Annotated in this window: 22 protein-coding genes; 11 read left to right on the top strand and 11 right to left on the bottom strand. The window is 44.2% G+C overall.

All coding sequences use genetic code 11. From position 1 onward, the window contains the following. Positions 1-6: 6 nt before the first annotated feature. Entirely contained in the window at positions 7-675 is a 669-nt protein-coding gene (locus R7H07_RS10745; protein ID WP_005383200.1) for a hypothetical protein, read from the bottom strand. Between the two features lie 393 nt (positions 676-1,068). Between R7H07_RS10745 and rodA the strand changes: the two genes are divergently transcribed. Further along, positions 1,069-2,151, top strand: coding sequence for a rod shape-determining protein RodA (gene rodA / locus R7H07_RS10750; protein WP_065275570.1), 1,083 nt, complete (start codon positions 1,069-1,071; stop codon positions 2,149-2,151). A gap of 72 nt (positions 2,152-2,223) precedes the next feature. On the opposite strand, the gene R7H07_RS10755 is transcribed toward rodA, so the two are convergent. The 3 genes from R7H07_RS10755 to R7H07_RS10765 all read right to left on the bottom strand — a co-directional run bounded on the left by R7H07_RS10755 (position 2,224) and on the right by R7H07_RS10765 (position 5,284). Continuing rightward, on the bottom strand, positions 2,224-2,940 hold the full coding sequence (locus tag R7H07_RS10755; RefSeq protein WP_005374482.1) for a YebC/PmpR family DNA-binding transcriptional regulator: 717 nt from the start codon (positions 2,938-2,940) through the stop codon (positions 2,224-2,226). 135 nt (positions 2,941-3,075) lie between these two features. After that, positions 3,076-3,285 carry a DUF3283 family protein gene (locus R7H07_RS10760; protein ID WP_005374484.1) on the bottom strand — a complete coding sequence of 70 codons (210 nt, stop codon included), beginning with the start codon at positions 3,283-3,285 and terminating at the stop codon, positions 3,076-3,078. Between the two features lie 100 nt (positions 3,286-3,385). Next, a complete protein-coding gene (locus tag R7H07_RS10765; RefSeq protein ID WP_206959529.1) occupies positions 3,386-5,284 on the bottom strand; it encodes an ATP-binding protein in 1,899 nt (632 codons plus the stop codon). A gap of 68 nt (positions 5,285-5,352) precedes the next feature. On the opposite strand from R7H07_RS10765, the gene R7H07_RS10770 reads away from it, so the two are divergent. Beyond that, positions 5,353-6,108 carry a substrate-binding periplasmic protein gene (locus R7H07_RS10770; protein WP_005374490.1) on the top strand — a complete coding sequence of 252 codons (756 nt, stop codon included), beginning with the start codon at positions 5,353-5,355 and terminating at the stop codon, positions 6,106-6,108. A 68-nt stretch (positions 6,109-6,176) separates the two neighbouring features. Here the strand turns inward: R7H07_RS10770 and ribA are convergent, their stop codons facing one another. Continuing rightward, complete coding sequence (gene ribA, locus R7H07_RS10775; RefSeq protein ID WP_017635221.1) at positions 6,177-7,238, bottom strand: GTP cyclohydrolase II; 1,062 nt, start codon at positions 7,236-7,238, stop codon at positions 6,177-6,179. A gap of 238 nt (positions 7,239-7,476) precedes the next feature. After that, entirely contained in the window at positions 7,477-7,674 is a 198-nt protein-coding gene (locus tag R7H07_RS10780; RefSeq protein ID WP_005374493.1) for a PA3496 family putative envelope integrity protein, read from the bottom strand. 361 nt (positions 7,675-8,035) lie between these two features. On the opposite strand from R7H07_RS10780, the gene R7H07_RS10785 reads away from it, so the two are divergent. From R7H07_RS10785 to R7H07_RS10795, 3 genes are read left to right on the top strand one after another with little or no spacing between them, the layout of a single operon-like run. After that, positions 8,036-8,884, top strand: coding sequence for an ABC transporter ATP-binding protein (locus tag R7H07_RS10785; RefSeq protein WP_065275569.1), 849 nt, complete (start codon positions 8,036-8,038; stop codon positions 8,882-8,884). A gap of 2 nt (positions 8,885-8,886) precedes the next feature. Continuing rightward, a complete protein-coding gene (locus R7H07_RS10790; RefSeq protein ID WP_065275568.1) occupies positions 8,887-9,819 on the top strand; it encodes an ATP-binding cassette domain-containing protein in 933 nt (310 codons plus the stop codon). After that, the gene (locus R7H07_RS10795; protein ID WP_047102478.1) at positions 9,819-10,286 is read left to right on the top strand and encodes a hypothetical protein; all 468 of its coding nucleotides are present in this window, start codon (positions 9,819-9,821) and stop codon (positions 10,284-10,286) included. The genes R7H07_RS10790 and R7H07_RS10795 overlap by 1 nt, the downstream gene beginning before the upstream one ends. Positions 10,287-10,575: 289 nt before the next feature. Here R7H07_RS10795 and R7H07_RS10800 read toward each other — a convergent pair whose 3' ends face one another. Then, a complete protein-coding gene (locus R7H07_RS10800; RefSeq protein ID WP_017635223.1) occupies positions 10,576-12,546 on the bottom strand; it encodes a replication initiator protein RctB domain-containing protein in 1,971 nt (656 codons plus the stop codon). Positions 12,547-13,783: 1,237 nt separating this feature from the next. On the opposite strand from R7H07_RS10800, the gene R7H07_RS10805 reads away from it, so the two are divergent. The 4 genes from R7H07_RS10805 (at position 13,784) to R7H07_RS10820 (ending at position 20,047) form a co-directional block, all read left to right on the top strand. Next, entirely contained in the window at positions 13,784-15,001 is a 1,218-nt protein-coding gene (locus R7H07_RS10805; RefSeq protein ID WP_005374503.1) for an AAA family ATPase, read from the top strand. A gap of 7 nt (positions 15,002-15,008) precedes the next feature. Then, entirely contained in the window at positions 15,009-15,983 is a 975-nt protein-coding gene (locus R7H07_RS10810; protein WP_005374504.1) for a ParB/RepB/Spo0J family partition protein, read from the top strand. 105 nt (positions 15,984-16,088) lie between these two features. After that, entirely contained in the window at positions 16,089-18,116 is a 2,028-nt protein-coding gene (locus R7H07_RS10815; RefSeq protein ID WP_206959528.1) for a tRNA(Met) cytidine acetyltransferase TmcA, read from the top strand. Positions 18,117-18,367: 251 nt separating this feature from the next. Further along, on the top strand, positions 18,368-20,047 hold the full coding sequence (locus tag R7H07_RS10820; RefSeq protein WP_206959563.1) for a DUF342 domain-containing protein: 1,680 nt from the start codon (positions 18,368-18,370) through the stop codon (positions 20,045-20,047). Between the two features lie 56 nt (positions 20,048-20,103). Here R7H07_RS10820 and catC read toward each other — a convergent pair whose 3' ends face one another. Next, positions 20,104-20,763, bottom strand: coding sequence for a type C chloramphenicol O-acetyltransferase (gene catC, locus R7H07_RS10825; protein WP_005383592.1), 660 nt, complete (start codon positions 20,761-20,763; stop codon positions 20,104-20,106). An 88-nt stretch (positions 20,764-20,851) separates the two neighbouring features. Here catC and R7H07_RS10830 point away from each other — a divergent pair, with 88 nt between their 5' ends. Then, positions 20,852-21,763: a LysR family transcriptional regulator gene (locus R7H07_RS10830; protein ID WP_206959527.1), complete on the top strand. Its 912-nt coding sequence runs from the start codon at positions 20,852-20,854 to the stop codon at positions 21,761-21,763. 37 nt (positions 21,764-21,800) lie between these two features. After that, the gene (locus tag R7H07_RS10835) at positions 21,801-22,466 is read left to right on the top strand and encodes a peptidase E (RefSeq protein ID WP_054575283.1); all 666 of its coding nucleotides are present in this window, start codon (positions 21,801-21,803) and stop codon (positions 22,464-22,466) included. Between the two features lie 89 nt (positions 22,467-22,555). Here R7H07_RS10835 and R7H07_RS10840 read toward each other — a convergent pair whose 3' ends face one another. From R7H07_RS10840 to murQ, 3 genes are all read right to left on the bottom strand, one after another. Continuing rightward, positions 22,556-23,611 (bottom strand): porin, encoded by a 1,056-nt coding sequence (locus tag R7H07_RS10840; RefSeq protein ID WP_206959526.1) that lies wholly within the window; start codon positions 23,609-23,611, stop codon positions 22,556-22,558. A gap of 148 nt (positions 23,612-23,759) precedes the next feature. After that, positions 23,760-25,214 (bottom strand): PTS N-acetylmuramic acid transporter subunit IIBC, encoded by a 1,455-nt coding sequence (gene murP, locus R7H07_RS10845; protein ID WP_025500819.1) that lies wholly within the window; start codon positions 25,212-25,214, stop codon positions 23,760-23,762. 28 nt (positions 25,215-25,242) lie between these two features. Further along, positions 25,243-26,145: an N-acetylmuramic acid 6-phosphate etherase gene (gene murQ / locus R7H07_RS10850; RefSeq protein ID WP_054700647.1), complete on the bottom strand. Its 903-nt coding sequence runs from the start codon at positions 26,143-26,145 to the stop codon at positions 25,243-25,245. Positions 26,146-26,198 lie beyond the last annotated feature (53 nt).

Consider the following 26,198-nt stretch of genomic DNA (forward strand, 5'->3'; position numbering starts at 1 on the left):
GCCTCCCTAATACTTGGCTAGCAACGCTTTCGCGGTTTGCGTTTCTAGATTGCTGTCGCCCAATTGCTCCATTTGCGCTAACCATATTTTGGCTTGTTGAACATCTTCAGCGCGCAATGCAGCTTCAATGGCATAACGGTAAATCCACGAAGTAGCCGCGAAAGGTTGTTGGCTAAAACTCGGTTCATCGAGCAGAGAAAGGTACAGCTCGTAGCCACGCTCAAAATGATTGAACATGTCTGGCAGAGAGGTAAACGTAGTGGCTGCCATGGCGGTGGCTAATTGGTATTCCGGCAAGCCTTGTAAGCGCTGTTGCTCTTGCAGTGGAACTGGCTGATTCGCCATTAAATCCAAACCTTTTTGGATAGTGGCAAGACCGCGCTCGGTGAACTTCATCTTGTTCCAAGGCATAAACGCCTCACGACCTTGCAACGTCTCCGCACTGCCCAAGTAAACCAAGGTCACCGGCGTTGCGCCTTGCTCTTCGAGTTGTTTGGATAATTCGCCGTAAACGGTATCAACTAAGCCAGAGTCACCTTGCGCTGCTTGGTTGAATTGACTGAGTGTGCGCTCACTTGGATTAGCCAGAGCCAGATTGCTGCTAAGTGCAAATGCGGCGATAAACGTACTTGCCAGTTTAAGAGCTTTGATTGAGCGAGATTGAGAAACCATCATGTACTGTCCTTAGTTGAACGTGATTTGATGGTTTCAGATTAAGGGAGAAGGTCGCACGCTGCTTTTGCATGCGACCAATGGCAGTTATGCAGAGTGAATGGTATTGAGAGAGGATGAATGACATTCACTTAAACAGAAAATACAATTCCGCTCATTCGTAACGCTACATTTTTACGGCAGTAACAATAAAAACACTGGCTTAAAATCTGAGGCTAGTGTATTTATCCATCCCACAGCTACCCATAACAGACAGTGTCGCACTCTCCTTTCTTACACACCTTTGCATGGTGTCTGTTGTTTCCAAATCGAGATTCTTAGCATCGGAATAGTTTGAACTCTTCGAGTTTTAGTTGTTTTCGCACTCAAAATAGGTGCGTTATTAGGTCGTTGAAAATGAATAAGCGTTATTTCCCAAGAGTTGATTTGCCACTACTCATGGCGATCATTCCGATCATGCTGTTAAGTTCGCTCACTCTCTGGAGTGCCAGTAGCTTTAATGAGGCGATGCTCTTCAAACATTTGGCGCGCTGCGGACTGACATTAGTTTGTATCTTGGTCATGTCCTCGATTCCAGCGTCCAGCTATCAGCGCTCAGCTCCATATCTCTACATTATTGCGGTTGCGCTACTACTTGCTGTCGCTTTATTTGGTGATAGCACCAATGGCTCTCAACGTTGGCTCGATATCGGCTTCTTCCGCTTTCAACCGTCCGAACTAATCAAACTTTCCATTCCAATCATGATCGCCTGGATGCTTCATATTGAAGGAGGTCGACCAGACAGTCGGAAAATTGCGTTTTGCTTACTTATTACAATGATTCCTGCCGGGTTAATCGCACTACAACCGGATTTAGACGGTGCAGTTTTTACCATCATTTATGCATTGTTCGTTTTGTTTTTGGCTGGCATGAGCTGGAAAATAATCTGCGGGTTTATTGCGAGCATTTTAACGTTAGCACCTATTTTATGGTTCTTCGTTATGGAAACCTATCAAAAGAGCCGTGTAACACAGTTCTTGCACCCTGAGTCCGATCCACTGGGTTCGGGTTACCAAATCATCCAATCTTTGATTGCGATTGGCTCAGGCGGTATGAAAGGCAAAGGTTGGATGAATGCAACGCAGGGAACACTTGGCTTTATTCCAGAAAGTCATACGGACTTCATTTTTTCGACCTATGCAGAAGAATGGGGCTTTGTTGGCAGTTTAGTCTTACTCGCATTGTACTTGTTTATTACTGCACGCGTTATGTTGCTTGCATGTCAGTCTGACCACTTTTTTAGTCGGCTGGTAAGTGGCGCATTAGCGATGAGCTTTTTTCTGTATGCTTTTATCAATACGGGCATGGTGAGTGGCTTGTTGCCAGTAATGGGTAGCCCACTTCCCTTCTTTAGCTATGGCGGCACGGCGATGCTAACTCAAGGTATCTGTTTTGGTGTAATCATGTCGCTGTGTTATTCCAAATATCGTAACGCATAGCGTTGCTTGAGAAAAAGCGATCAAAAAAGGCTTCCCTAAGGAAGCCTTTTTACAACGATATGAGCGAATTAATTACAGCTCTGCGTTGTGGTAAACCTGCTGAACATCATCACAGTCATCTAGAAGATCTAGGAATTTCTGGAACTTCTCTGCATCTTCACCCGATACAGGCGTATGAGTTTGCGGAACGAATGTGATTTCTTCAACATCGATCGTTAGATCTGGGAATGCACCGTTAAGCGCAGTTTTTGTTTTGAAGAATTCTGTGTGAGGTGCGAATACAGTGATAACACCGTCTTCTAGCTCAACGTCAGTAACGTCTACGTCTTCCATCATTAGCGTTTCTAGGATGATTTCATCATCGTCGCCTTTGAACTGGAATACCGCTTGGTGATCGAACATGTGAGAAACCGAGCCCTCAACACCAATTTTCGCACCGACTTTCACAAAGCATTGGCGTACATCTTGGAAAGTACGGTTGCCGTTGTCTGTTAGACAGTCAACGATAACGCTAGTACCGCCAGGGCCGAAGCCTTCGTAACGTGCTGGAGTGTAGTCTTCACCACCGCCACCGTTCGCTTTGTCGATCGCTTTATCGATAACGTGCGCAGGAACTTGGTCTTTTTTCGCTTTTGCGATCAGGTGTTTCAAAGACAAGTTCATGTCTGGATCACCACCACCGTTTTTCGCGCACATGTAAATTTCTTTACCGTATTTGGAATAAACTTTAATTTTCGCGCCTGCAGTTTTCGCCATAGAGGCTTTGCGCACTTCAAAACTTCTTCCCATCGGGATGTCTCTCTAAATTCAAATTTAATGCGAAGGATTTTAGCAAAAAGCGAAACCTTTTCAATTTCGCTTAGCAAAGGAATAGGGAGGTTACCTCATTCGTCGCATTGGATTGAACCATTGCCACGGTTCGCGTTAAGCGACACCCATTACTCGTTTGTACTTTTCGACCGATTGCTGAAAAAACGCCTTTTCATCAGCATCGTTAATCTTGGACAACTGTTCTTCTATTGCTTCAGGACCAGATTTGGCCTCTCTGAGCTTCCAAACCAAAAACGACGCCTGCTTATCCAGTTCGATTTTGTTTTTTTCGTCAGGCGGCAATAGGGATAGATTAAACGACATTCACAGCCTCAAGGTACTTTAAATACTAGCCGGGCACTATATCACACAGAGTTACAATTACAGAATAGAAACGCACTTAACTTGATCGATTTCAAGTTAACTATTTAGGCACAGCGCTGATTTTCAGTGCTTTTGGTAAATGCTGTTCGAATATTTGTTGTAATCGAGTCTTGGTAACGGGTTTAGCCACGAACTCGTTCATCCCGACATCGAAGCAATGTTGCTGATCCTCTTTAATGACATTGGCACTTAGCGCAATAATTGGAACGTGTTTCCCCCACTCTCCCATTTTTCGAATTCGCTCCGTAGCAATAAACCCATCCATCACAGGCATTTGGCAGTCCATAAAAATCAAATCGAAAGGCTGCTGATCACACAGCTGCAATGCTTCTTCGCCATGGTTGGCGACACTCACTCGCACACCCAGTTTTTCTAACATGATGCGAACTACCTTCTGATTGACGATGGTATCTTCAACAACCAATACCCAAGGTTTATCATTATCTTGAGGGCTGATTTCGTTGTCTTCCGCTTTCCGGAAATCTAATACATTAAGTTGGTCGGTATAGGTCGATTGCGCATTTATTACAGCAACAGGAATCGAAAATTCAAAACAGCTTCCCAGCCCAAGCTCACTTGTTAGTTGTATTTCCCCTCCCATCAAGTTAACCAACTGTGCAGCTATCGCCAAACCAAGCCCTGTCCCACCATACTTTCTGGTGGTACTACCATCAGCTTGTTGGAAGCGTTCGAAGATTGCTTGTTGGTGCTCTTTCGCAATACCAATACCAGAATCCACAACTCGAAACCGGATATGAGCGGTCTCTCCATCAAGTCGAGATAACGCTACAAGAAGCTTCACATGGCCGCGCTCGGTAAATTTAATCGCGTTGCTCAACAAATTGTTCAGAACTTGTTTCAATCGTGTGGCATCACCTTGCACTTCCATTGGCAAGTGAGGATCAATATCGCTGAGCAGCTGTAAGTTTTTCTGCTTGGCTTTGACACTATGTAAACTGATGACATCGTCAAGTAGCTCGCGAAGATCATAGCTCGTGTATTCCAGCTCTACTTTGCCAGCTTCAACTTTAGAGAAGTCCAAAATGTCGTCGATGATCGTCATTAGTGAGTGAGAAGAACTGTCAATGATCTCTACAAACTCTTTTTGCTGGGGATCGAGGTCGGTGTCATTGAGCAACGACGACACACCAATAATGCCATTCATCGGTGTGCGGATCTCATGACTCATAGTGGCAAGAAACTCACTTTTCTTACGATTAGCGACTTCTGCCCTATCGCGTTCAGCCTCTAACTCAGTCTGGTGCTCTTTCACTTTCTCAACACTTCGGTTGTATTTCTCTGCCAAAACACTCATTTCATCAAAGCACCATCGTTTAGGGAGAGTCACTTTACTCGGCACTGTACCGCCACGAAAATCGCTCACCGCACCAGACAGCAATTGTAACGGATTGACCAACAAGCGAAACGCCACCCAAAGAACACCAATGATGAGGACAAGAATTTTGATCGCTTCTGTCGTAAGTAGAAAAAAGAACTGCTGCCAAAGATCTTCATATATCGCGCTAAGATCCGATTGAACCGTTAATATCGCGAGATCATACGTTTTATCGCCGACCCGATACTGCATCGGCCAGCTTCTCTCGACAACATCCTCAGAAAGCGCCGAACCTAATTCAATGATAACTTCGTCTTCACTAGCAATACGTAAGTAGTCCACCGAGGGCATACGCATTGCACCTTGAGCTTGTGTCAGCAACAGCTCCCTATCCTCTACCCACAAACTCGCAGAAAAGCTCGATAAATAGCTAGACTCAACCTGCTTTAATTCAACATCTAAATGGGCTAAATCTTCGTGAAAAACTCGATATAAGCTCACTGTAGAAATGATGACCGTAAAGATTAAACTCAACGTTAATACCGCCAACATAAGTTGGTTGCCGATACTAAAACGACGTTGAGATCGCTCTTTTTCATCCATATGAAACCGCTCCGATAAACTTGCGCTACTCTAAATATAGCTACGCACAAATAATAATCGAGGATACGATGAAAAGACTTCTACTTAGATTGGCTTTTAGCTTAATTGTTGTAAGTTCTCATGTGACCGCAAATCAAGTGAACTATTACGTCATTGCTGAACAAGCTCGACCATTTCAAATTGAACAACAGGGACAAATGCACTCCGGAATTGTGACCGATATCGTCAGCGCTATCTTCGCGGAGTCGGATTACCAAGTGAATTATCATACTTATCCATTTAAACGTATGATTTCCATATTGGAAGAAGGCGCTGAGCCAAACTGGTTAACTTATGGCAGCCCGAACTGGGGCAAGGTGCAATCGGAAAATTTATCTGAGGAGCCCATTTACACTGTAAAACATGTACTGGTATCGAGTAGCGAGAAGCCTTTAGAGTTCAAAAATATGGATACGATGCATGGTCGTTCTATTGTATTACTGCTGGGGTTTGATTATCCAAATTTAACACCGTTCTTTGAAAATGGCAGTGTCAATGAAATGCGCGTGAAAGACTACAACGCCGCATACCGAGTGATAAGCCGAACCCCTGGAGATACAGCTTTTGTCGAGATGGAATCCCGAGTTCTTTACAACTTAAAGCGACTCAATTTGCCGTTAGAGAATTTTCAGATACAGCCTTTCAGCTCGGTTATTCCTGACTACTCAATCTACCTGGCTTTTTCTCCTCAAATGCAACCAGAAACTCAAAATTACATCAATACACGACTCGTTGAATTAAAAGCCTCAGGGGAAATTGATGAAATCATTCAAAAGTATCAATGAATCACCTCATTAACAAAAACGCCAACGATGATACGTTGGCGTTTTTGTTTCTGGGAAATCTGTAGCACTTACTTAGTGTGGTTAACAAACTTAGGATCAAACATGTGCCCCAATTTACTCGCCTTGGTTTGCAGGTAATGTTGATTACTTGGGTTATTCCCTTCTTGTAATGGCACTCGTTCAATGACGTTAATATCAACCGCTTTTAAGGCGGCGAGCTTGCGTGGGTTATTCGTCATTAGACGCACAGCGTCAATCCCCAAATGCTCTAGCATTCCTTTACAGAACGCGTAATCACGCATATCAGCGGCAAAACCTAAACGCTCATTTGCTTCCACGGTATCTGCGCCATCATCTTGTAAGTGATAGGCACGAATTTTATTAATCAAGCCGATTCCACGCCCTTCTTGACGTAAATAAAGCAGCACGCCACATCCCTCTTTGACGATGTTTTGTAGCGCTCTATTAAGCTGAAAACCACAGTCACAACGCGTGCTAAATAGAGCATCTCCGGTAAGACACTCCGAATGCAACCGAATAAGTGGAGCTGCACTTTTTGTTGGCTCACCATAGACCAGAGCAAGATGCTCTTTATTTGTCGCGGCTTCAATAAAGCCGTACATCATAAATGTGCCCCACTGGGTGGGCAATTTGGCTTTATCGATAAACTTCACGAGATTGTAAGGCTCAACATGTCTCAGCTCTGCCCGCACATTCATCAGAATCTCTCCTAGATGATTTTCTCCTTTACCATCTCCCCCGTCTCCCCAAAAGGCATCTTTATGAGAATGCTCTGTTAGGCAAGCGTTACCCGTTCTCATTAATTGCTGCGCTAATGGTGGATTTTGTAGAAACTTTTCCCTAACGATGAAAGCCATAACAGCCAACTTTATATCGTCCCAATCGCTTCTGACAAAGTGTTCGTATTTGCGGCTTAAAGCAAACGCTTCGTCAGGGGTGCTTGCGTGCTGAATTTTACTTTGCAACTGAGCATCGAGAAACTTTTGGGCTTGGTAATAATGTTCGCTGGTGGGCCAAGTTTGGGAGGAGATATTGACTGGGGCATGGCAAAAATTTGAGAGAAAACCGTGGGGCTCATCGGGCTCATAAAAAAGGATTTGATCAACCATACTTGCGCTCCTTGCTTTGTGGTTGCGATAATCAACAAAAAGCATATCGCTACTGATATATCTAGTAACACAAGGTCAGATTGTCAAACTTCTTCGGGACGGGACGTGAGTGTGAAACTCGTGCTTTTGAGGCGCAAGACAGGTAAATGGAGGTTTTGAATAAGAGAGTAATAGAGTGAAAAAATAAAAAGGGCAGTCCGTCGACTACCCTATGGGTTGCTAAACCAACCTGAGGCGATCAGTGTATCAAGCCAAGCTCCCTTGCTTCTTCAATGGTCAACCCACTTTCACGGATCTCACGTAACGCTTCAATGCGTCTTCTGGCTTCTGCTGATTTCACTGTTTTCTCTGGCTTCACAACGGTTTCCTCATCAGGTAATTCCCATTTGTGAGCGATGTTGGTCATCTCGTCATGGTCGATAGAATTAATGGACATATTTCCTCCGAACACACCATGTTTTCGATGCGTAATCTATAGCAAAACCGGAACAAGGTGGTAAGAAAAACTGTAGGGAAATGTGACCCCTCCCGCCCTTTCGTTAACTCCTTAATAGATTCATCATTTAAGTTTTGCCAAGGGACAAATTTACGATTAAATTTGAGTAATTCCCCCTACGAAAAGTGTGCTGATCTAGCTCTCAATTCTGCTCTTCTTTAGTTTTATCAACGACGCATTACACCACTTCCTGTTTAACCTAACTTTCGAGTCACTTCACTGATTCATAGCTTGATACTTTCTAAAAACCGCCACACCTGATAATGATAATAATTATCTTTTAGATTGATAAGGTGTTTATATGGATGGTATTAACTTAAGTCATGCATACCACAATGACCCGGTCATCCAGATCCGAGATTTGTGCGTCGATTACATCACTGATAATGGTGATTTTAATGCGGTAAAGTCCGTCAGCTTTGATATCGGCAAAGGCGAAGTATTTGGTCTTGCCGGTGAATCTGGATGTGGTAAAAGCACAATCGCATTCTCAATAAATCGTCTTCATAAGCCGCCAGCGTTCATTTCTGGCGGTAAAATATGGTTTGATGGCAAAGATATCCTTAGTATCTCAGACTCTGAACTGACCGCTCTAAGGTGGAGTGAAATCGCCATGGTGTTCCAGAGCGCGATGAACTCACTCAACCCTGTCTTAACGATACAAGAGCAATTTGCAGATGTGTTACGACACCATCAAGGCCTCACTAACGCTCAAGCAAAAGATAGAGCAGAAAAGTTGTTGGACTTGGTCAATATTCCTCGAGAACGCTTAGCAGAATATCCTCATCAATTTTCAGGAGGAATGCGTCAGCGGTTGGTGATAGCCATTGCTTTGTCTCTAAATCCAAAACTGATCATTATGGATGAACCCACAACAGCATTAGATGTAGTGGTACAGAGAGAAATTTTACAGCAAATTTATCAGCTTAGAGATGAGTTCGGTTTTTCAGTCCTCTTTATCACTCATGACCTGGCACTCATGAGCCAACTATGTGATCGAATTGCAATCATGCGTCACGGAGAAATCGTCGAAGTCAATCGAGCATACTATATACGCAATCATCCTCAACACCCCTACACGCAAAAGCTTTGGGCTTCTTTCCCAAACATCCATGACGTCCACAAACAACCAGAGTTACAAGGAGCGTAACCATGAGCCAGCCTATCATCCAAATGAAAAATGTGATTAAAGAATTCAAAGTAGGCGGTGGTTTAGCGAAAGAGGAAACCTTTCGTGCGCTTAAAGGAGTGACTTTTGATCTGTACGCAGGAAAAACCTTGGCTTTGGTTGGAGAGTCAGGCTGCGGTAAGAGTACTTGCGCTCGTTTAATAACCAAAGTCTATCCTGCAACGGAAGGCGAGATCCTTTTCAATGGCACTGACATAAATGAGATCACGTCACGATCGGCTCTACAAGAATATCGCAGTAAAGTACAAATGGTGTTTCAAGATCCGTTTGGCTCTCTCAATCCAACTCATACCATTCGCCATCACCTAACACGTCCTTTAAAAATTCATAAACAAGTCAAAAACGAGCGCGACATCCCAGCCCGCTTGGAAGAGCTTCTAAAGCTGGTGGAACTACCTGAAGAGACATTGAATAAGTTCCCTCACGAACTCAGTGGTGGGCAACGTCAGCGAGTAAACTTAGCAAGGGCTTTAGCGGTAGGTTCGCAAATCATTCTTGCGGATGAGCCTACGTCTATGCTGGATGTTTCTATTCGCTTGGGAGTGTTGAATTTAATGCAACGAATGAAGCAAGAACTGGGAATTGGTTTTTTATACATCACACATGATCTGGCGACTGCGCACTACATCGCGGAAGAAACCGCAGTAATGTACAAAGGGCAAATCGTTGAATGGGGCGACACTCATTCAATACTTAAGAATCCGCAGCATCCTTATACTAAGCTGTTGATTTCTGCCGTTCCTGATCCTGACTTACCTTTTGGTAACTTAGTGAAAAATGAGCCAAACTATTCGATAGATGCCGATGAAATTCGTCAACGTAGCAGCATAATTGTCGACGAATTTGATCAAATAGGGCCAAATCACTATGTAAAACAATGGACTGAGGCAGCGTAATGGATTTGAGTACTTGGCAAGATCAAATCGCCATGTGGTACGAACAGCGGAAACATGATCAAGTAGAAAAATTGGAAACGATCTTATATCAGGTGCCTGATGACGTGTTTGGACCCGAATTGAGTGATCTTCAAAGTAAAGCGATTGCTTGCTGGTTGGATGGATGTTTACGCGTGTTTCAACATGCAAGCTACCAAGACCCTCAGAAAGCATATCAAACCTTGCTTTATACGAGTGCAAAGCTTGAACAAGCAGCATGCCAAGTCTCGACTGATATTCTGATCAAAGATTGGTGTTTGAGACGACTTCAGCATCTCACCGTTGTGGCGTTAGAGTTTTGTAATCAGCAGTGTGATCAAAACAAGTGGCAGGAACAAGCCCATAGCTTAATCGAATCACATGTTGCGTTGATGCGTTCATTACATTGGAATGAACCCAAGAAGCATGATCAAGGTTTACCTCATTAGTCCGGAAAAATGATCAAGGCTTAATTAGCGGAATTTTAGGCAAAAAAAAGCGAGTTTCCTGAGGAGAAACTCGCGAAGTCTATTCAGAATGAATGTAACAATATGAGCCAATCTATTAATCATCAGAAAGGACAAAAGGTTGTCTATTCGGGATAAATAGTAGTATTAGGCTTGGCTTCTAATGTCAGTGGTTTGTAAGAGTTAAGTCTGTTTTTTATCATCGAAAGACATTGTTACATTTCAAACCGATACATCACACCTATAGCTTGATACACATCAAGCGACACTTTTAAATCGCCATTTCATCCAAGGCACGAAATACCATTTCATCCATGTGACCATCGAAGATTTGACGACAAACTTTCCGACGCACCGCTAACCCCGCAATCAAGCGCTCGATGGTAAGATGCTTAACATCGTTCTGGGTGTTAAACAGCTCGACGGTTTTACTTAATGTCTCATAAGGAATCGGCTCATCCCCTACCCTTAGCCAATCGAGCTTCTCTATGTAATCTGAGCACTCTTCTTTGATTGAGGCGTACGAGTGCCCTGTCATCGCAGACAAAGCCGTTATACTGCGTTCTAGAGCCTCTGGTGAGGTATATTTAGATAGAGTAATGGTGATCTCATCAGCATTGATCTCTACCAAATGTTTTCTTTGCTTCACGCGTCGCCCTAAATTTCCTCTTGGAGACGGTGCTTTGCGTTGAATGGGCTCAAATTCGCCGTCTATGATGCCTGAGAGCTCCTCAAGCTGTTGTCGGGTTACCATCTCATTACGAAGTGGGTTTGGCAGCGTAGGCGCCATGTTACGCTTTCCTGCGTTGGTCGTTCGCGCTCGTGAATAACGTAAGACCTCTTCGACATCACATTTGATGTCGATCTGGTAGTCCATCACTTTGTCATTTTCGATCATGGTTTCGATCGTCAGGTGATAACCCCACAAATTAACGACGAATAGATCATCATTCCCTTTTCCATCAGACAAACGCTTTAGTTCTCGGATCAGATCCATGGAGAAACGTCGCCATTCAATGTTACGTGCAAGTTTCTGGTTTAACTCACTCAGTAGCATGCAATCCGTGTGACGACGAACCATGCGACTACGGAAGAAAGAGTACAGTTGAAACACCAAAGTATGTTGTTTCAAGATCTCTGGCGGAAACAAGAAGAAATAATCGCGCGTTAACAGCTCTTCATAAAACGAAGGTTCCCAAACTAAAATATATAAGTTTGGCTTGATACGAATTTCACCATCGCTTCCCTCCACAGGTGCCTCTTCAGAGGCCGTGATGGTTCGAGCAAGAAAACGAAAACGATCACTTTTGAAGCCCTCTGGCATGTTTTCACTTAGCCAACGTCCCGTAAGTTCATGGAGCTGAAAATCAGTGAATTCAATGCGATCAATGCTATCGCGAATGGAATCACGAGCTGGGCCACTGTCTTTTTTGCCTCTGAGCGACAAAATATCAGTGATGTATAGCGGCGTTTTGTTTGGTACGTGAGCCGCATCAAGCTGATACTGATCTTTGTGATGATCATGATACTGAACCGTTAACGTGAAGAGAGCGAACAGGGTCATGAGATCATCCACAGTCATGATATTTTTGGATGATCGCGTCTCAATAACGGCTTTAGTGCCAGAGATCGACACCATGGATTTCTGATAACTTTTTCGAGTTCTTGGTGGCGCAAGTGCTTGGTCAATGATCCCAGCCCAATTTGTTGGAGATACAACAAATTGATCGGCTTCATCTTTCATCGTGGGAGGTGTGTTTAACCCGTGCTCATTCAACAAACGTTTGTTTACTTGAGTCTGAGCCAATGCTTTCGAACGTTTTTGTTTTTCGTTCTGACGAACTTTGTCGGTAACGAGACTTGTTGCTCCCAACACAGATATAAGCTGATTGGGATTCACAAATTTATGTAGCATCGTTTTACCAGCAAGTCCCTCTTCAAAACGCACTGGAGTTTGAGTAAATAAACCAATATTTACTGCCGCGCGCAAACGTTGTTGCAGGGCTGCACGTGTGAGTTGCCCATCTGTTGCTTCCACAATCTCTGTGGTTGAAACCAAACCATCCTTGCTGCTGAAGCCTCGTAATGAGATCAGATTAAGCAACTCTAAGATGCTTTTGGTCACCCCTTTGAAATGTTGGTACTGCTCTACCCAATCCGCAGAGGATTCATGTACCTCAAAAAGATGGCCATCTTTGTGGCTTCTCGGTGCTTTAATCAGAATTTTTTCATCAGCCGTCATTTTAGATCCAGATCACACTAGCCGTAGTTGTGCTATGGTTCCGAAGAATAAAGAAAAACAGATCATAAATAAAGAAAAAAGATTGTTTTTAAATAACTGATCTTTTTGATTAATCTGATCTTAATTGATTATATGATCTAATGATCTGGCTTGAAGTTTCTCGCTAAGCTTTTGTTCTATAAGACTATTATTTCCATGTGTTTCGGAACTATGATCATAAGAAGTCTGAAAGTATGATCAACAATAACCTGAAAGCATGATCATATTTATTCGTAAGCATGATCATTAAGGTTATGAAAAGATGATCAAAAGAGTCTTGAAACGATGATCATGATGTTTTTACAGGTTATCCACAGATGCAGTATTTAATAATGATCTTCACGATGATTATATTGTGCATTGGTGATGTTATTTATACTCGGATCGATGATCAAGAGCCAATATATCTATCGTTCTGGCGCCCATATTGATGAGATATCACTCATCTGATTAAAATACATTCAAGTCGCTCATATTTAGAAGTAAATCCTAGTCTCTGCTTATTTACAGGAAGCATGATCATGAGAGCGTGATTTATCATAGCAACTTGAGCAATTTCATTGTTCCGGCTTCTATAACGTCAATTTCTGCTCAATCCCCCGTTCTGTCTGCACTCAACCGTAAATCAGAGAAGAAAACTCATGCTTCCGAGAGATTCTAAGGCTTGATCATATTTCCGATTAATGGATCTTATTTTATTTGCGTGTTTACACCGTACTCTGCTCTATTTTTCCATGATCATGCTTTCGGATTTGCTTATTAACACGGAAGCATGATCATAAGCATGCCTTGATCATACTTCCATAGATGTTTCGCTGGAACTGCCCTATTTTGCTCGGAGACATGATCAAGGTGTTCAGGTCTTTATTGTTCCGATATTACTTACTATTTATCGTTTAAATTAGGTTGGTCTAACATAACCCGTAATTTAGCTTAAGATTATAATCGTTCCGGTAGAAAATTGATTTACATTGTAAATGAGTGACGCTGTAACACTTTTTATTTTTAAGTTTAGGTGTCCACTTATGAGAAGATTATTTGATTAAAAATAGTTATCTTTTTGACCATAAATCATAAAAGCGTCGATTTGGGTGTTTTTTTATGTGATGGTAATTCAAAATGTTCGTGCACCTTTTTGTTGTTTTTGGTCTTTACTGCTGTACAATTGCAATTATAAATCCTTCCAACGGAATTTGGCATGAAAAGAGAAAAAACGATTGAAAACCTTCTTGAGTTAGCGGAGCTGACTCAGCAGGTTCAAGCTGACCGTATTGAAATTGTTTTAGAAGAGCGAAGCGATAACTACTTCCCACCAATGTCGAAAGCGATGATGGAAACCCGTTCTGGTCTAACTCGCCGCAAGCTCGACGACGCGATTGGTAAAATGGAAGCCGCTGGGCATCAATTTACTAAAAACAACGCGAATCATTATTCAATTACGTTAGAAGAAGCACACATGCTCATGGATGCGGCTGAAGTGCCTAAATTTCATGAGCGTAAAAAGAATTCAGGTAACAAACCTTGGATTATTAATGTGCAGAACCAAAAGGGCGGTACAGGTAAATCAATGACCGCGGTTCATTTAGCGGCATGTTTAGCGCTAAATTTGGATAAACGATACCGTATTTGTTTAATCGACTTAGACCCACAAGGCTCGCTACGTTTATTCCTCAACCCGCAAATCAGCATGGCAGAGCATGATAATATCTATTCTGCGGTAGACATTATGTTGGGTAACGTGCCTGATGGTGTGGAAATTGACAGTGAATTTTTACGTAAAAACGTATTGCTGCCAACGCAATATCCGAACTTAAAGTCGATTTCAGCGTTTCCAGAAGACGCGATGTTTAATGCGGAAGCATGGCAAACGCTATCTGAAGACCCATCACTCGATATCGTCCGTCTGCTGAAAGAGCAACTGATTGATAAAATTGCTGATGACTTCGATATCATTATGATTGATACCGGTCCACACGTTGACCCATTAGTATGGAATGCTATGTATGCATCAAATGCCTTGCTAATTCCTTGTGCGGCTAAGCGTCTGGATTGGGCTTCAACAGTAAACTTCTTCCAGCATTTGCCTACGGTATATGAAATGTTCCCGGAGGACTGGAATGGTCTTGAGTTTGTTCGCTTGATGCCAACCATGTTTGAGGACGACAATAAGAAGCAAGTTTCTGTTTTAACTGAAATGAACTATCTTCTAGGTGACCAAGTTATGATGGCTACTATTCCTCGTAGCCGTGCGTTTGAAACCTGTGCCGATACCTACAGCACAGTATTTGATCTGACAGTAAGCGATTTTGAAGGCGGTAAGAAGACACTAGCTACCGCGCAAGACGCTGTTCATAAAAGCGCACTGGAATTAGAGCGTGTGCTGCACTCTAATTGGCCGTCATTGAATCAGGGGTAATAAGTAAATGGCTTTGAAAACGTCTGAATTAAACGCGAAATTATTTGGCAAAACGAATAAGCGTCGTGTTGTGACTCCGCAAGAGGCGCAAACTGCGGCAAAAGAGAAAGCTCAAACGATTGAACTAGCAGTTGCAGGTGAAAATATTGTTCAGTTTGAACTTGTGCGTATTCCTGCAAATAAAGTTGCGACAGAAACAACAGTATTTGTTGATAACGCTCGTGAGCAATCGTTCTTAAACGAACATGCTTTATCTGATGTTTTAGTCACACTCAAAGAGCGTGGCCAACAATATCCAGCAGTGGGTCGTAGAACTGAAGATGGCAAGATTGAAGTTTTAGATGGTAGCCGTCGTCGCATGTCTTGTATCCTCGCTGAACAAGACTTTTTGGTTTATGTTGCTGACAACATTAATACTGACCATGCTAAGTTTTTGTCTGATGTGGCAAATGCTCACAAGCCGCTCTCTTTATATGAAAAAGGGAAAGAGATGCAGGCTAAGCTTGATAGTGGTGAAGCTGAAGATCAGAAAGCATTGGCAAAAATGTTCCAGTGCAGTGAAGCGTTGGTAAGTGGCGCTTTAAAAGCCGCAGCATTACCGTTAGAACTGCTTCAAGCGTATCCGAATGTTGGCGATCTCGGTCGTCCAACTATCGTGAAACTGCACAAACAGTTTTCAACGCTGACGCCAGAGCAGCAGCAAGAGCTGTTAGATAAATGTCGCTCTAGCGAAGGGTTTTTATGGCAGCGAAGCACAGCTCAAGGCGTTGCTCGTCTGACAAAAGAAGTCACGGAAAGCATCGAAAATTGGATTACTGAACTTGCACCAGCAAAACCTGGCAAGAAGACGGAAAAAGTCGACTTAGTAAAAGGTCGAGCAAGCTATAGCCGAAAAGGTAGCAGCCTGGCGTTGAACTTGAAGAAAGTTGACGACAGCTTAATGGAAGAGATTCTTGCGTTTGTACAAACCAAACTGCAATAACAAATGATGATTGAATCAACCGCCTCCGGGCGGTTTTTTTATATCTGAGAAGCGTCAAATTAAAGATGTGATACCATTACGTCAGTTCAACGTTGGATAGACAAAATGCAGACACAATCTGATTTCCTTTCATCACTTCAACATCAAGCTCACCAATCTTTCCAAAGGATTGGTGTTGTCATTCAAGGCGAGGCTTCTTGGCAAAATGCGTTGATGTCAGAGTTCCATAAAACGCAGCGCCATCAACGTTGGTTTTCTGTTGGTGATTTTGGTTTGAAAAACGTATCCAGCGTTTCGTCTAAACAAGGGCACATGTTGCTAGGCAGAGAGTGTGACGTTCTATTGTTTGATACTCGAAATGGCTTTGATGCAAATAGTTTTACCGCCGCGCTTGGCTCATTGGTTGGCGGCGGTTTTCTTATTGTCATTACTGAGCTGCGACAAAATGCGAATTTTGCTCAGCAATGGATGCACAAACAATGGGAGAAGCTCGTTGTTATTGAGCAAGACAAACCATTGCCAACGGCTCCAGACATCAAGCAAGCAGAAAAAGAAAGCCACTACACGGAACAAGAACATGCCATTTCTCTAATTGAAAAGGTGGTAACTGGACATCGAAAGCGACCGTTAGTTTTGACCGCTGATCGTGGGCGCGGAAAAACAAGTGCCCTCGGCATTGCGTGTGCGAGCTTATTACAGCAGAAGCCACTTAGAATCTTAATTACGGCACCATCTATAAAAGCCGTTGAGCCTGTTTACCTGCATGCTTTGCGGCTACTTCCTAATGCGCAGCGTATTAGGAAGGACAGATTAGAATCAGGGCAGGGATCCATTCAATTCATTGCTCCAGATGAACTATTATTGAGTCGACCTGAATGTGATTTGTTACTTGTCGATGAAGCGGCTGCAATTCCAGTTCCTATGCTCAAAAGCATTACCGAACATTATCATCGACTCGTTTTTTCTACGACTGTTCATGGTTATGAAGGTTGTGGCCGGGGCTTTACGATTAAATTTGTTGATTGGCTTCAGAAACAGCGTTCGGGAATGAAAACATGGCACATGACACAGCCCATCCGCTGGAGCATGAATGATGCGCTTGAATCATGGCTCTATGACGCGTTTTTGTTGGATGCGGAGTTAACGCACCATCAACTTAAACAGGTCGACTCAATTTCCCTTTCTAAAGCCGATAAGAACAATTTGATATCGCAGCCTAGTTTGCTGCGTGAGTGCTTCGCTCTTTTGGTGAATGCTCATTATCAGACCTCGCCGAATGATTTGATTCACCTTTTGCAAGACGACAACAGTCAGCTCTATTTTGCTAAGCAAGATAATGCGGTTGTGGGGGTGATATTAGCGGTCGAAGAGGGGGGCCTTGACGATGAATTGATTGAAGAAATCCAGCTTGGTAAGCGTCGTCCTAAAGGACACTTAGCCCCAATTACGATTGCAAACCACCTAGGATTCCCGAATGTCGCGAATCTATCGACGCTGCGAGTCATGAGAATTGCGGTTCATCCAGCATTGCAAGGCAAAGGCATTGGTCAAAAAATTCTGCAGCAACTTGAGCAAATGGCTGCTAAACACATTGCCTACTTATCCACGAGTTTTGGTGCGACGGAAGAGTTGCTCTATTTCTGGCGACAATCGAACTTCCGTACAATTCGCTTAGGGTCAATGCGCGATGCTGCTAGCGGTTGTTATTCAGTCTTGATGGTCAAACCTTGTGATTCCCAACAGACGGCTTGGGTCGACCAATCTCAGGCGCTATTTGAAGAAATGTTGTCTAACAATGTGGCTGACGTCTATCCAAAATTAGAAGCCCCTATTTTTCGAGCTCTATTGCCGCAACCTTTGGGAATGAGTCCACTTCATCCCGCTAAGTTATTACTAATTGAATGTTATGCTGATGGTGGTAACAGTTATGAGTCTGTGTCTGTGTGGCTTCAACAGTGGTTACTTAATTTAGGTTTGAACTCTGCTTCCGACTTGATGATTAGTAAGCTTTTTCTTAACCGTAGTTGGACTGAATGTGCTCAGCAATTTGGTTTACCTGGAAGAAGGCAAGTTGAGCAGCAGTTAAGGGACGAAGTAAGACATATTTGGAGCGATTTACACTGTAAACAATAAAGGGAAATTTACACTGTAAATGAAATTACTGGGAGCTGATTTTACACTGTAAATCCAGCTCCTTTTTGTTTCAGCGTGTATTTTGATTGAGCTTTAGGCTAAATCGAGTTTTCTCTTAATATCCTGTTTAACCGTTATTGATGGATTACTTTCTTTAGTGACGTGAGCCCTATAATAAGAAATGCGAGGTTTGTTCAGAAAACGGATTTGGTTAGACTGAAAGTGTTGATGGGATGCAAAGTGGTAAGGGTATGTGGAAGCTGTGTCTTGAGTTATCTGAAGATAAAACCAAGGTGATAGCCCGTCTTCCGGGTGAAGTGGATCTCGGTGGTGAGCTAAATCAAAATGAATTAAACGAGCAGCTCGTCGTAATGAACGCCGAAAAGATGTTTGTTGTAGAGGGGGAAGCCGTTAGGTTCATTAACTGCGCCAAAGAACGTAAAGCTGAAGCTTACGAAGGCATCGTCATTGCAGAAAAACGCAACGCACAAGTTGAGGTCGAATTGTCGAATAATGACATGCTCGCCAGCATGAACGTTGTCGGTGCTTATGGAGGCCGAGGTTTACGCGGCCCCGAGATTGTTCAAGCTCTTGCTCAAGCGCGAGTTTCGAAAGGCATCAACAAACTGGCTTTGAAGAAAGTGTTGGTTGTCAGCACTCAGCTCAAACCTGGCGAAACTTTTTCTCAACCTGTAGCGGTTGGTAAGCAACCTATCAAAGGCAAAGACGCTCTTTTTACTCCTCTTGTTAAAGACATCACCAAACGCATCCTCAAACCCAAAGACGGCCAATCTGCTAGCGACAAAATTGATTTACGTAACCTCGGTGAAACTATCGCGGTTGACGTAGGCGATGAGGTGATGCGCCGCACGCCTGCGACCAAAGGCACGCCTGGTTTTACTGTTCAAGGGCGAGTGATTCCTCCACAAGCCGGAAAAGATAGCCCAATGAAGCCAGGCAAGGGCACCGAGATAAGCAAGCACGACCCAAACCTATTGATTGCATCGGTATCCGGTACGCCTCTGATTAAAGACAAAACCATCGAAGTTGATAACGCACTCTGCCTCAATAGCGTTGGCGTGAATACAGGCCACGTGAAATTCAAAGGGAATGTGATTATCGGTGGCAACATTGAATCTGGCATGATTGTTAAAGCGACGGGCTCTATTACTGTAGGCGGCTTCATTGAATCGGCTGACGTACAAGCGCAAGACGACATTCAAGTTGGTAAAGGGATCATTGGCCACACCGTGAGTGATGGCCAGCCAAAGAGTTGTCACGTCAAAGCCAAAGGTTCGATTCGTGCCAGCTACGCCCAATATTGTGATTTGCAAGCCGGCGAAGATATTGAGTTGGCGGTGCACAGCATGAATAACGATATTGTTTGTGGGCGCAATCTGACGGTGCTAGATGCGAACGGTAGGAACGGCACGCTCAGCGGCGGAGATGCAAAAGTCGGTGGCAAAGTGGTGTGCTTACAATTGGGCGTAGAAGGCGACACCGCCACTAAGGTAGAAGCGTTCGCACGCTATTCTGCATTTAAGGAGCGATTAGCAGAGCTCAAAGATCAATACAAACACGCTCAAGAAGGAACGATGGATGTGATTCGTAAAGAGCTCGAATTTAAGAAACGTCCTAAAGCCGAACGTACCGACGAAGAACAAGCTCAGATTGCTGTGATGAAAACACAAAACAACGAGCAGCTTGAAGCGATAAAGCAAAAGCTAGAACAAACGGAACACGACTTTGAAGTCGCGTTAGAAGAAAATATTGTCGAAGCCAAAGAGCGTGTCTTCACACGCGTGACGGTGCAGTTTGGCGACGAGCAGGTAACGACAAAGCGCACTCATGGCGGTTGTTCGTTCCGTTTCAATCAATACGAAATTAAAGTCTCGGCGAACTTGGAAGAAGAGGACGTCGCTGCGGTTTAAGCTTTCTTACTCACTGAGCCCACACGTCGCAACAAGATGTGTGGGCTTTTGTTTATCTACAAATCGACAATGTGCTCTTGATAGTAGTCCGCAAGCGCACCGACTTGGCTGCTACACATTACTTTCATTGCTTGTTTAATGTGTTCTATTGGCCAGTTCCACCATTGGATATTGAGTAGAGTTTCAATCTCTTTATCGCTGAATCGTTGACGTACGACTTGGTTGTTTCCAACCACTACCGAATAAGGTTGCACGTCTTTCGTCACTACGGTGCGTGCTCCGATGACGGCTCCATCACCGATGTTTACTCCGGGCATGATCATCGCCTCGCTGCCAATCCAAACATCGTTCCCCACCACTGTATCTCCGGCACGCTCGAAACCGTCTTGTACGCCTTCTCCAAAGTCTTCAGGAGAGAAGGGGAAGGTCGAAATCCAGTCAATGCGATGACCTTGGTTTCCTGCCATCATGAAGGTGGCTCCAGAAGCGATGGAACAAAACTTGCCAATGATTAATTTGTCGATGCTATCGGGTTCTCTACTTTGCCATTCTTGAAGTGTGACGGGGTCACCCAACAAGTAGCGTACCGCTTGCTCTTCGAAGCTTTTTTGATGATAGAAGCCCGAGTAATAGCTGTAATCGCCAACGATGATATTGGGATTAGTGATGTGATCTTTAATGACTTGACCTTTTAACCACGTGTCGAAAACACTCATAACTCATCCTTTCAAATTTAGGTTGTACAGAGTTTAGAGGCTTTCTATTATTTCCAGTAGTTTGATTTTAGAGATTCAGAATTACTGTATGGAAATAAAATGGCTCAGCTACGTACCACTTTACGTCGCTTTGTGTGAGGAACGAAGTATTGCTGGTGCAGCAAAGCGACTGAATTGTTCGAATGCGCATGTAAGTCGGCAACTTAAACAGCTTGAAGACATATTGTCGGTGCAGCTTATTCAGCGAACTACGCGCCAGTTTAATTTGACCTACGATGGTTTGCGGTTTTATCAGCAGGTAAAGCAACTGCTCGAAGGCGCTGAGCAGATCAATGAGCAAGTCATGGTAAACGAGATCGTATCGGGAAAATTGAGAATAGCGGCGTCCGCTTCTTTCGGAGCTGCGTTACTCAGCCAAACATTGATCGAGTTTCGATTGCAACATCCACAAGTGAGTGTTGAAGTGATCTTCACAGAGACACCTCTCGACTTGATTGAGGCTGGGTTTGATATCGCATTCTACTTTACCGATACTCCCCCAGAGGGATACGTCGGCCATCAGCTACGCACTTTACACTGTAAACCGATCGCTGATCGCTCGTATTTAGCTGATAAACCAAAGGTAAGTACGCCAGAGGAGCTTGGTGACTTAGAGCACATCCTTTATAAAAGTCGTGACTTGGTGTTAGACAAGTGGACGTTTACGCATAAGCAAACTCAACAGCAGTGCAGCATTGAGTTAGAAAGTACGCTGAGTTTTAATCTTGTCCAGTCCATGTTGGATGCTACTTTGACTGGCTGTGGTGTAGCCATGTTAGATGAATTTGCACTGGCTAAACTCGACCCTGCACAAAAAGAACAACTCGTGAGTTTGCTGCCAGAATGGCAAACGGATGCGATTTTGCCGCTTTATCTGCTTTACCCAAAACGTGAGCACTTACCAAGAAGAACGCGAGCGTTCATTGATCACTTTAGGAACATATATTCTGTCGGAGAATAGCGACAACAAACTTAGCAACAATTGAGGAAGCAAAGGAATGCGAAAACACTGTATTGCGATTGGCGGTGGGGGCTGGATGATGGGAGAGAATCCGAGCCCGCTCGATCAATACATTTTGTCTTTGTCTGGTAAGGAGAATCCAAACATTTGTTTTCTACCTACAGCCACGGGAGATGCCGATGAAGTGATTGAACGTTTTTACGATGCGAAGCTTAGTGAAAACGTGACCCATTTTCCGCTGTTTAAGTTTGAAGCTGGTTGGAAAGAAACGCTATTTGAACAAGACATCATTTACGTCGGTGGCGGTAATACGCGTTCGATGTTGGCCATTTGGCGCGAATGGGGAATCGATAGAATACTCAAGCAGTGTTATGAACAAGGCATCATCATTTGTGGCATGAGCGCAGGTGCAATTTGTTGGTTTGAGTTTGCGGTGACAGACAGTGATCCCGAAGCATACCAAGTTATGCGTTGTCTTGGATTTATTGACGGTTTGGCTGCGGCACATTTTTCTCATGTAGGTGAGAAGTTCGAGGTTTTCCAAGCCTTTGCTCGTTCTCAACCGAGCATCACTTGTTATGGCATTCACGATTATGCGGCATTGCACTTTGTCGATGGAAAATTGTTAGCTACTGTCACCAGCTTTCCTGATGCCGGTGTGTTGGTTAAAACAGGTAACGAAGAAAACATATTGCGAGGGTGAGCTTCTTCAAATCAGCATTAAAGGCAATAACTACTGACCGGACACAGAAGAAGCTCATGGATTCAGCTAACTTACATTAGGTATCGTGCTTACAGCTCGTAACGTAGACCTAAGTGGTAGTAGCTTTCGTCTGCGTGCGCACCGCCAAACGAGACTTCTTGTCCATTGCTGTAGCCACGCGAGCCGTTACGATCAACGTAGTTTGTGTAGATAGAAGAACGAGGCGTCAGTTTGTATTGCACTTCTAGCGTTGTATCTTTCAGCTCTAGCTCGTCACCATCACTGTTTTCTAAAGAACGATAACCAGCACGCATTACCCATTTGTCATTTACACTGTAAACCGCCGTTAGTTCCATCACTTTGTCGGTACTGGTTTGTGAGTAATAGCCCTCTAGTTCATCTTCCGAGTACAACGCACCCAACATCAAATCACCTAGGTAGTAACGCGTAGCTGCACCCCAGAATGTGTAATCGGTGTCGTTGCTTTCACGTGCATCACCTTTATTCTTCTGCATCGCTATCACTGGTGCCAAGGTACCCAAATTCCCCATGTCTAGCGTATAACGCAGTGCAGCGTTGTAACCGTATTCGAGCTCAGAAGTGTTGTTTCCTAAAATGTACGCGACAGAAAAATCGACATTACCTAGGCTGTTTTGGTATTGCAGCGTGCCATCTTGACGGAAAACTTGCGTTGCGGTTTTGTCGACTTTATTCGCTTGGCGCGCCATAGAAACATCGGAAGAGGCGAACACATCACCAATGTCGGTAAACATAATCAACCCAGATGCCACGCGACCACCAGTAATGCGACCATAATCTTTCGCATCAATACCCGCCCATACATAACGTGCGGTCAGAGACGGTTTGTCGTTTACTTGGTTTGCGTATTCAGCGGCACCCACTTGGTATTGCGCTTGGCCGATGATCGACGCGTACTCGTTGATGGTTTGTGAACCGTTTAAACCAATACGGCCATCAAACTCGCCATTTGCATCGCCATGCTCATCATTTTTACTGGTGACATTGAAACCAAGACGAGAGTAAATATTTAAAACTGACCCATCTTCCGCTTGATACAGCTGCGCTGCCATTGCGTTTGATGCCATCAATGTAGGGAGAAGTAGAGCCAAAATGTGCTTTTTCATGATTAACGACCTTTCATTTCTATTGTTTTAGGTACGACAAAGCCCCTTCCGAGTAACGGAATAAGAAAAATTGTCGTGAAGTAGAGAGAGGGTGCGCCCTTGTTTGCCAAGGACGCGAGCTAGTCCATTCCTATAGGGGAAGAATGATTTAGCTTAAATCGACGTCTTTGCAGCCAAAGAAGTAAGTCGCGAGGAAGCCGACGATGTAAGAGATAAGCAGGCCAGCAACAAACACCATCATGCCCGGGAAGATGCCATTTTCAGATGTCATGAGAGGAATCGCCACGATACCGGATGGGCCAAACACCGTATTAAGACCAACTGGTAAGCCAAGGTAAGAAACTAAACCGATAAAGAAGCCGCCAGCAGCACCACCAATACAAGCGGTAACGAATGGTTTTACACGTGGTAATGTCACGCCGTAAATCAATGGTTCGCCAATGCCTAGAAGACCCGGAATAATAGCGCCTTTAACTTGAGTGCGCAGTAGAGCGTCTTTTTTGGCTTTGAAATACAGCGCCATTGACGCGCCAACCTGACCGCCACCTGCCATCGCCAGGATAGGGAATAGTGAGTTAAAGCCCTGTGCTTCCATCAATGCGAAGTACACTGGAACAAAACCCTGGTGGATGCCAAATACCACAGAAATTAAGAACAAACCTGCCAAGATTGCAGCGCCTAATGGGTTATCGTTCAAGTTGAGGAACAACCAAGACATCCCTTTAAACAGCTCGCCGCCGATTGGCATGATGATCAAGAAGGTTACCGCACCCATGATCAACAGAGTGATAACGGACGTTAAGATCATGTCCAGATCATCTGGCATGTATTGACGAACCTTACGCTCGACTTGTGCACCGATGATCGCTGCTAAAAGTACGCCGATAATGTTGCCGCGCGGATCAATCGCAAAGCCGAAAAACTCGTTCATGCCAGAGTAAATGCCGGATGTCGCCTCTGGGTTGTAACCCAGCACAAACAAAGAGGCGAGAATGGCACCATTAACACCAGAGCCGCCAAATGCTTGCTGCGCGTTGTAACCAATCAGAATACTTAGGAAAGCAAACAGACCCTTACCAAAGACTTTCATGTAGGCGATCAAATCCAACATAAACTGGCTTGGTGTCTGGTCGAGAACAAACATCTGTTCCAATAACGTCGCAAAACCTAGCAACAAACCAGCGGCAATAAAGCCTGGGATCAACGGCGTAAAGATGGTGGCAAACTTGCTTAAAAAACGCTGAACCGCACTGGTTTGCTTACTCTTCATCTGTTTTTTCTGCTCGGCTGCGACGGCAGAAAGATCTTGTTGCGGCATATCTGCTTCTTCACTGTCACCAGAGGTTAAGCTGTCGATCAATTGATTCATCATCTCAGCCGCTTGTTGAGCTTTTCCGGGACCGAGAATGATCTGAAACTGCTCATCGCTTTCCACCACACCCATTACGCCGGGAATTTGCTTGATAACTGATTGATCAGCCAAGCCATTGTTGGCGAGCGATAAACGCAAACGCGTCATACAGTTACCACATTTGCTTACGTTGCTACTGCCACCCACTGCGGACAGCAACTGCGATACTGTGTTTGAAGTTATTTTTGCCATAGGGTCTATCCTTCAGAACTCGGATTATTTAGTTATTATTTAGTGCTGCGCGAATAAAGCCGTTGTGCGCGGCGAGGCGTGATTTGGCTTGTTCGGCATCCAAATCGGCCAAAATCATTAAGATGGCGGTTTTGCAGTGGCGACCGCAGGCATTTAATGCTCGCTCTGCTTCTTCTTTTGATGCGTCGGTTGCTTCCACAACAATGTTGGTTTGGCGTTGGATGAGCTTGGCGTTAGTGGCTTCTACATCCACCATTAAGTTGCCAAATACCTTACCGCTACGAATCATTGCGCCTGTCGTGAGCATGTTTAGCACCAGTTTTTGTGCGGTGCCGGCTTTCATGCGAGAAGATCCAGTGACAACCTCTGCGCCAACTATCGGCAGAATCGCGATGTCGGCCGCTTCTGCCATGGCACATTCTGGATTACAGGCGATAGATGCGGTCGTGGCTCCGATGGATTTAGCGTACTCCAAACCACCTAGTACATAAGGTGTACGGCCACTCGCTGCAATGCCTACAACCACGTCATGCTTGGTGAGGTGAAGTGCTTTTAAGTCGTCTTGACCCATTTTCGCGTTGTCTTCTGCGTTTTCTACCGCTTTTAAAATCGCTTGATGTCCACCAGCAATTAAGCCAATCACCATATCTGGATGCGTGCCGTAGGTAGGAGGACACTCGCTTGCATCAAGAATGCCTAAGCGACCTGACGTACCAGCTCCCATGTAAATTAAACGGCCACCATTTGCAAAAGCTTGGGTAATTGCGTCAACTGTCTCTGCAATTTGTGGTAGCACCGCTTTTAACGCGAGCGGGACTTTTTGATCCTCTTCATTAATGACTTGCAGCATCTCGATGGTCGAAAGCGTATCGATCTCGGCACTGGCTGGGTTACGGCTTTCTGTCACCAATCTGCTTAAATCAATTTTCATGTTTTGCACTCTTCGTAATGTTCAATCTGAGGGCGATTTTATGGAATAAAATA

Origin of the sequence: Vibrio sp. Vb1127 (assembly GCF_033338735.1) — a bacterium.
Classification (GTDB): domain Bacteria; phylum Pseudomonadota; class Gammaproteobacteria; order Enterobacterales; family Vibrionaceae; genus Vibrio; species Vibrio alginolyticus.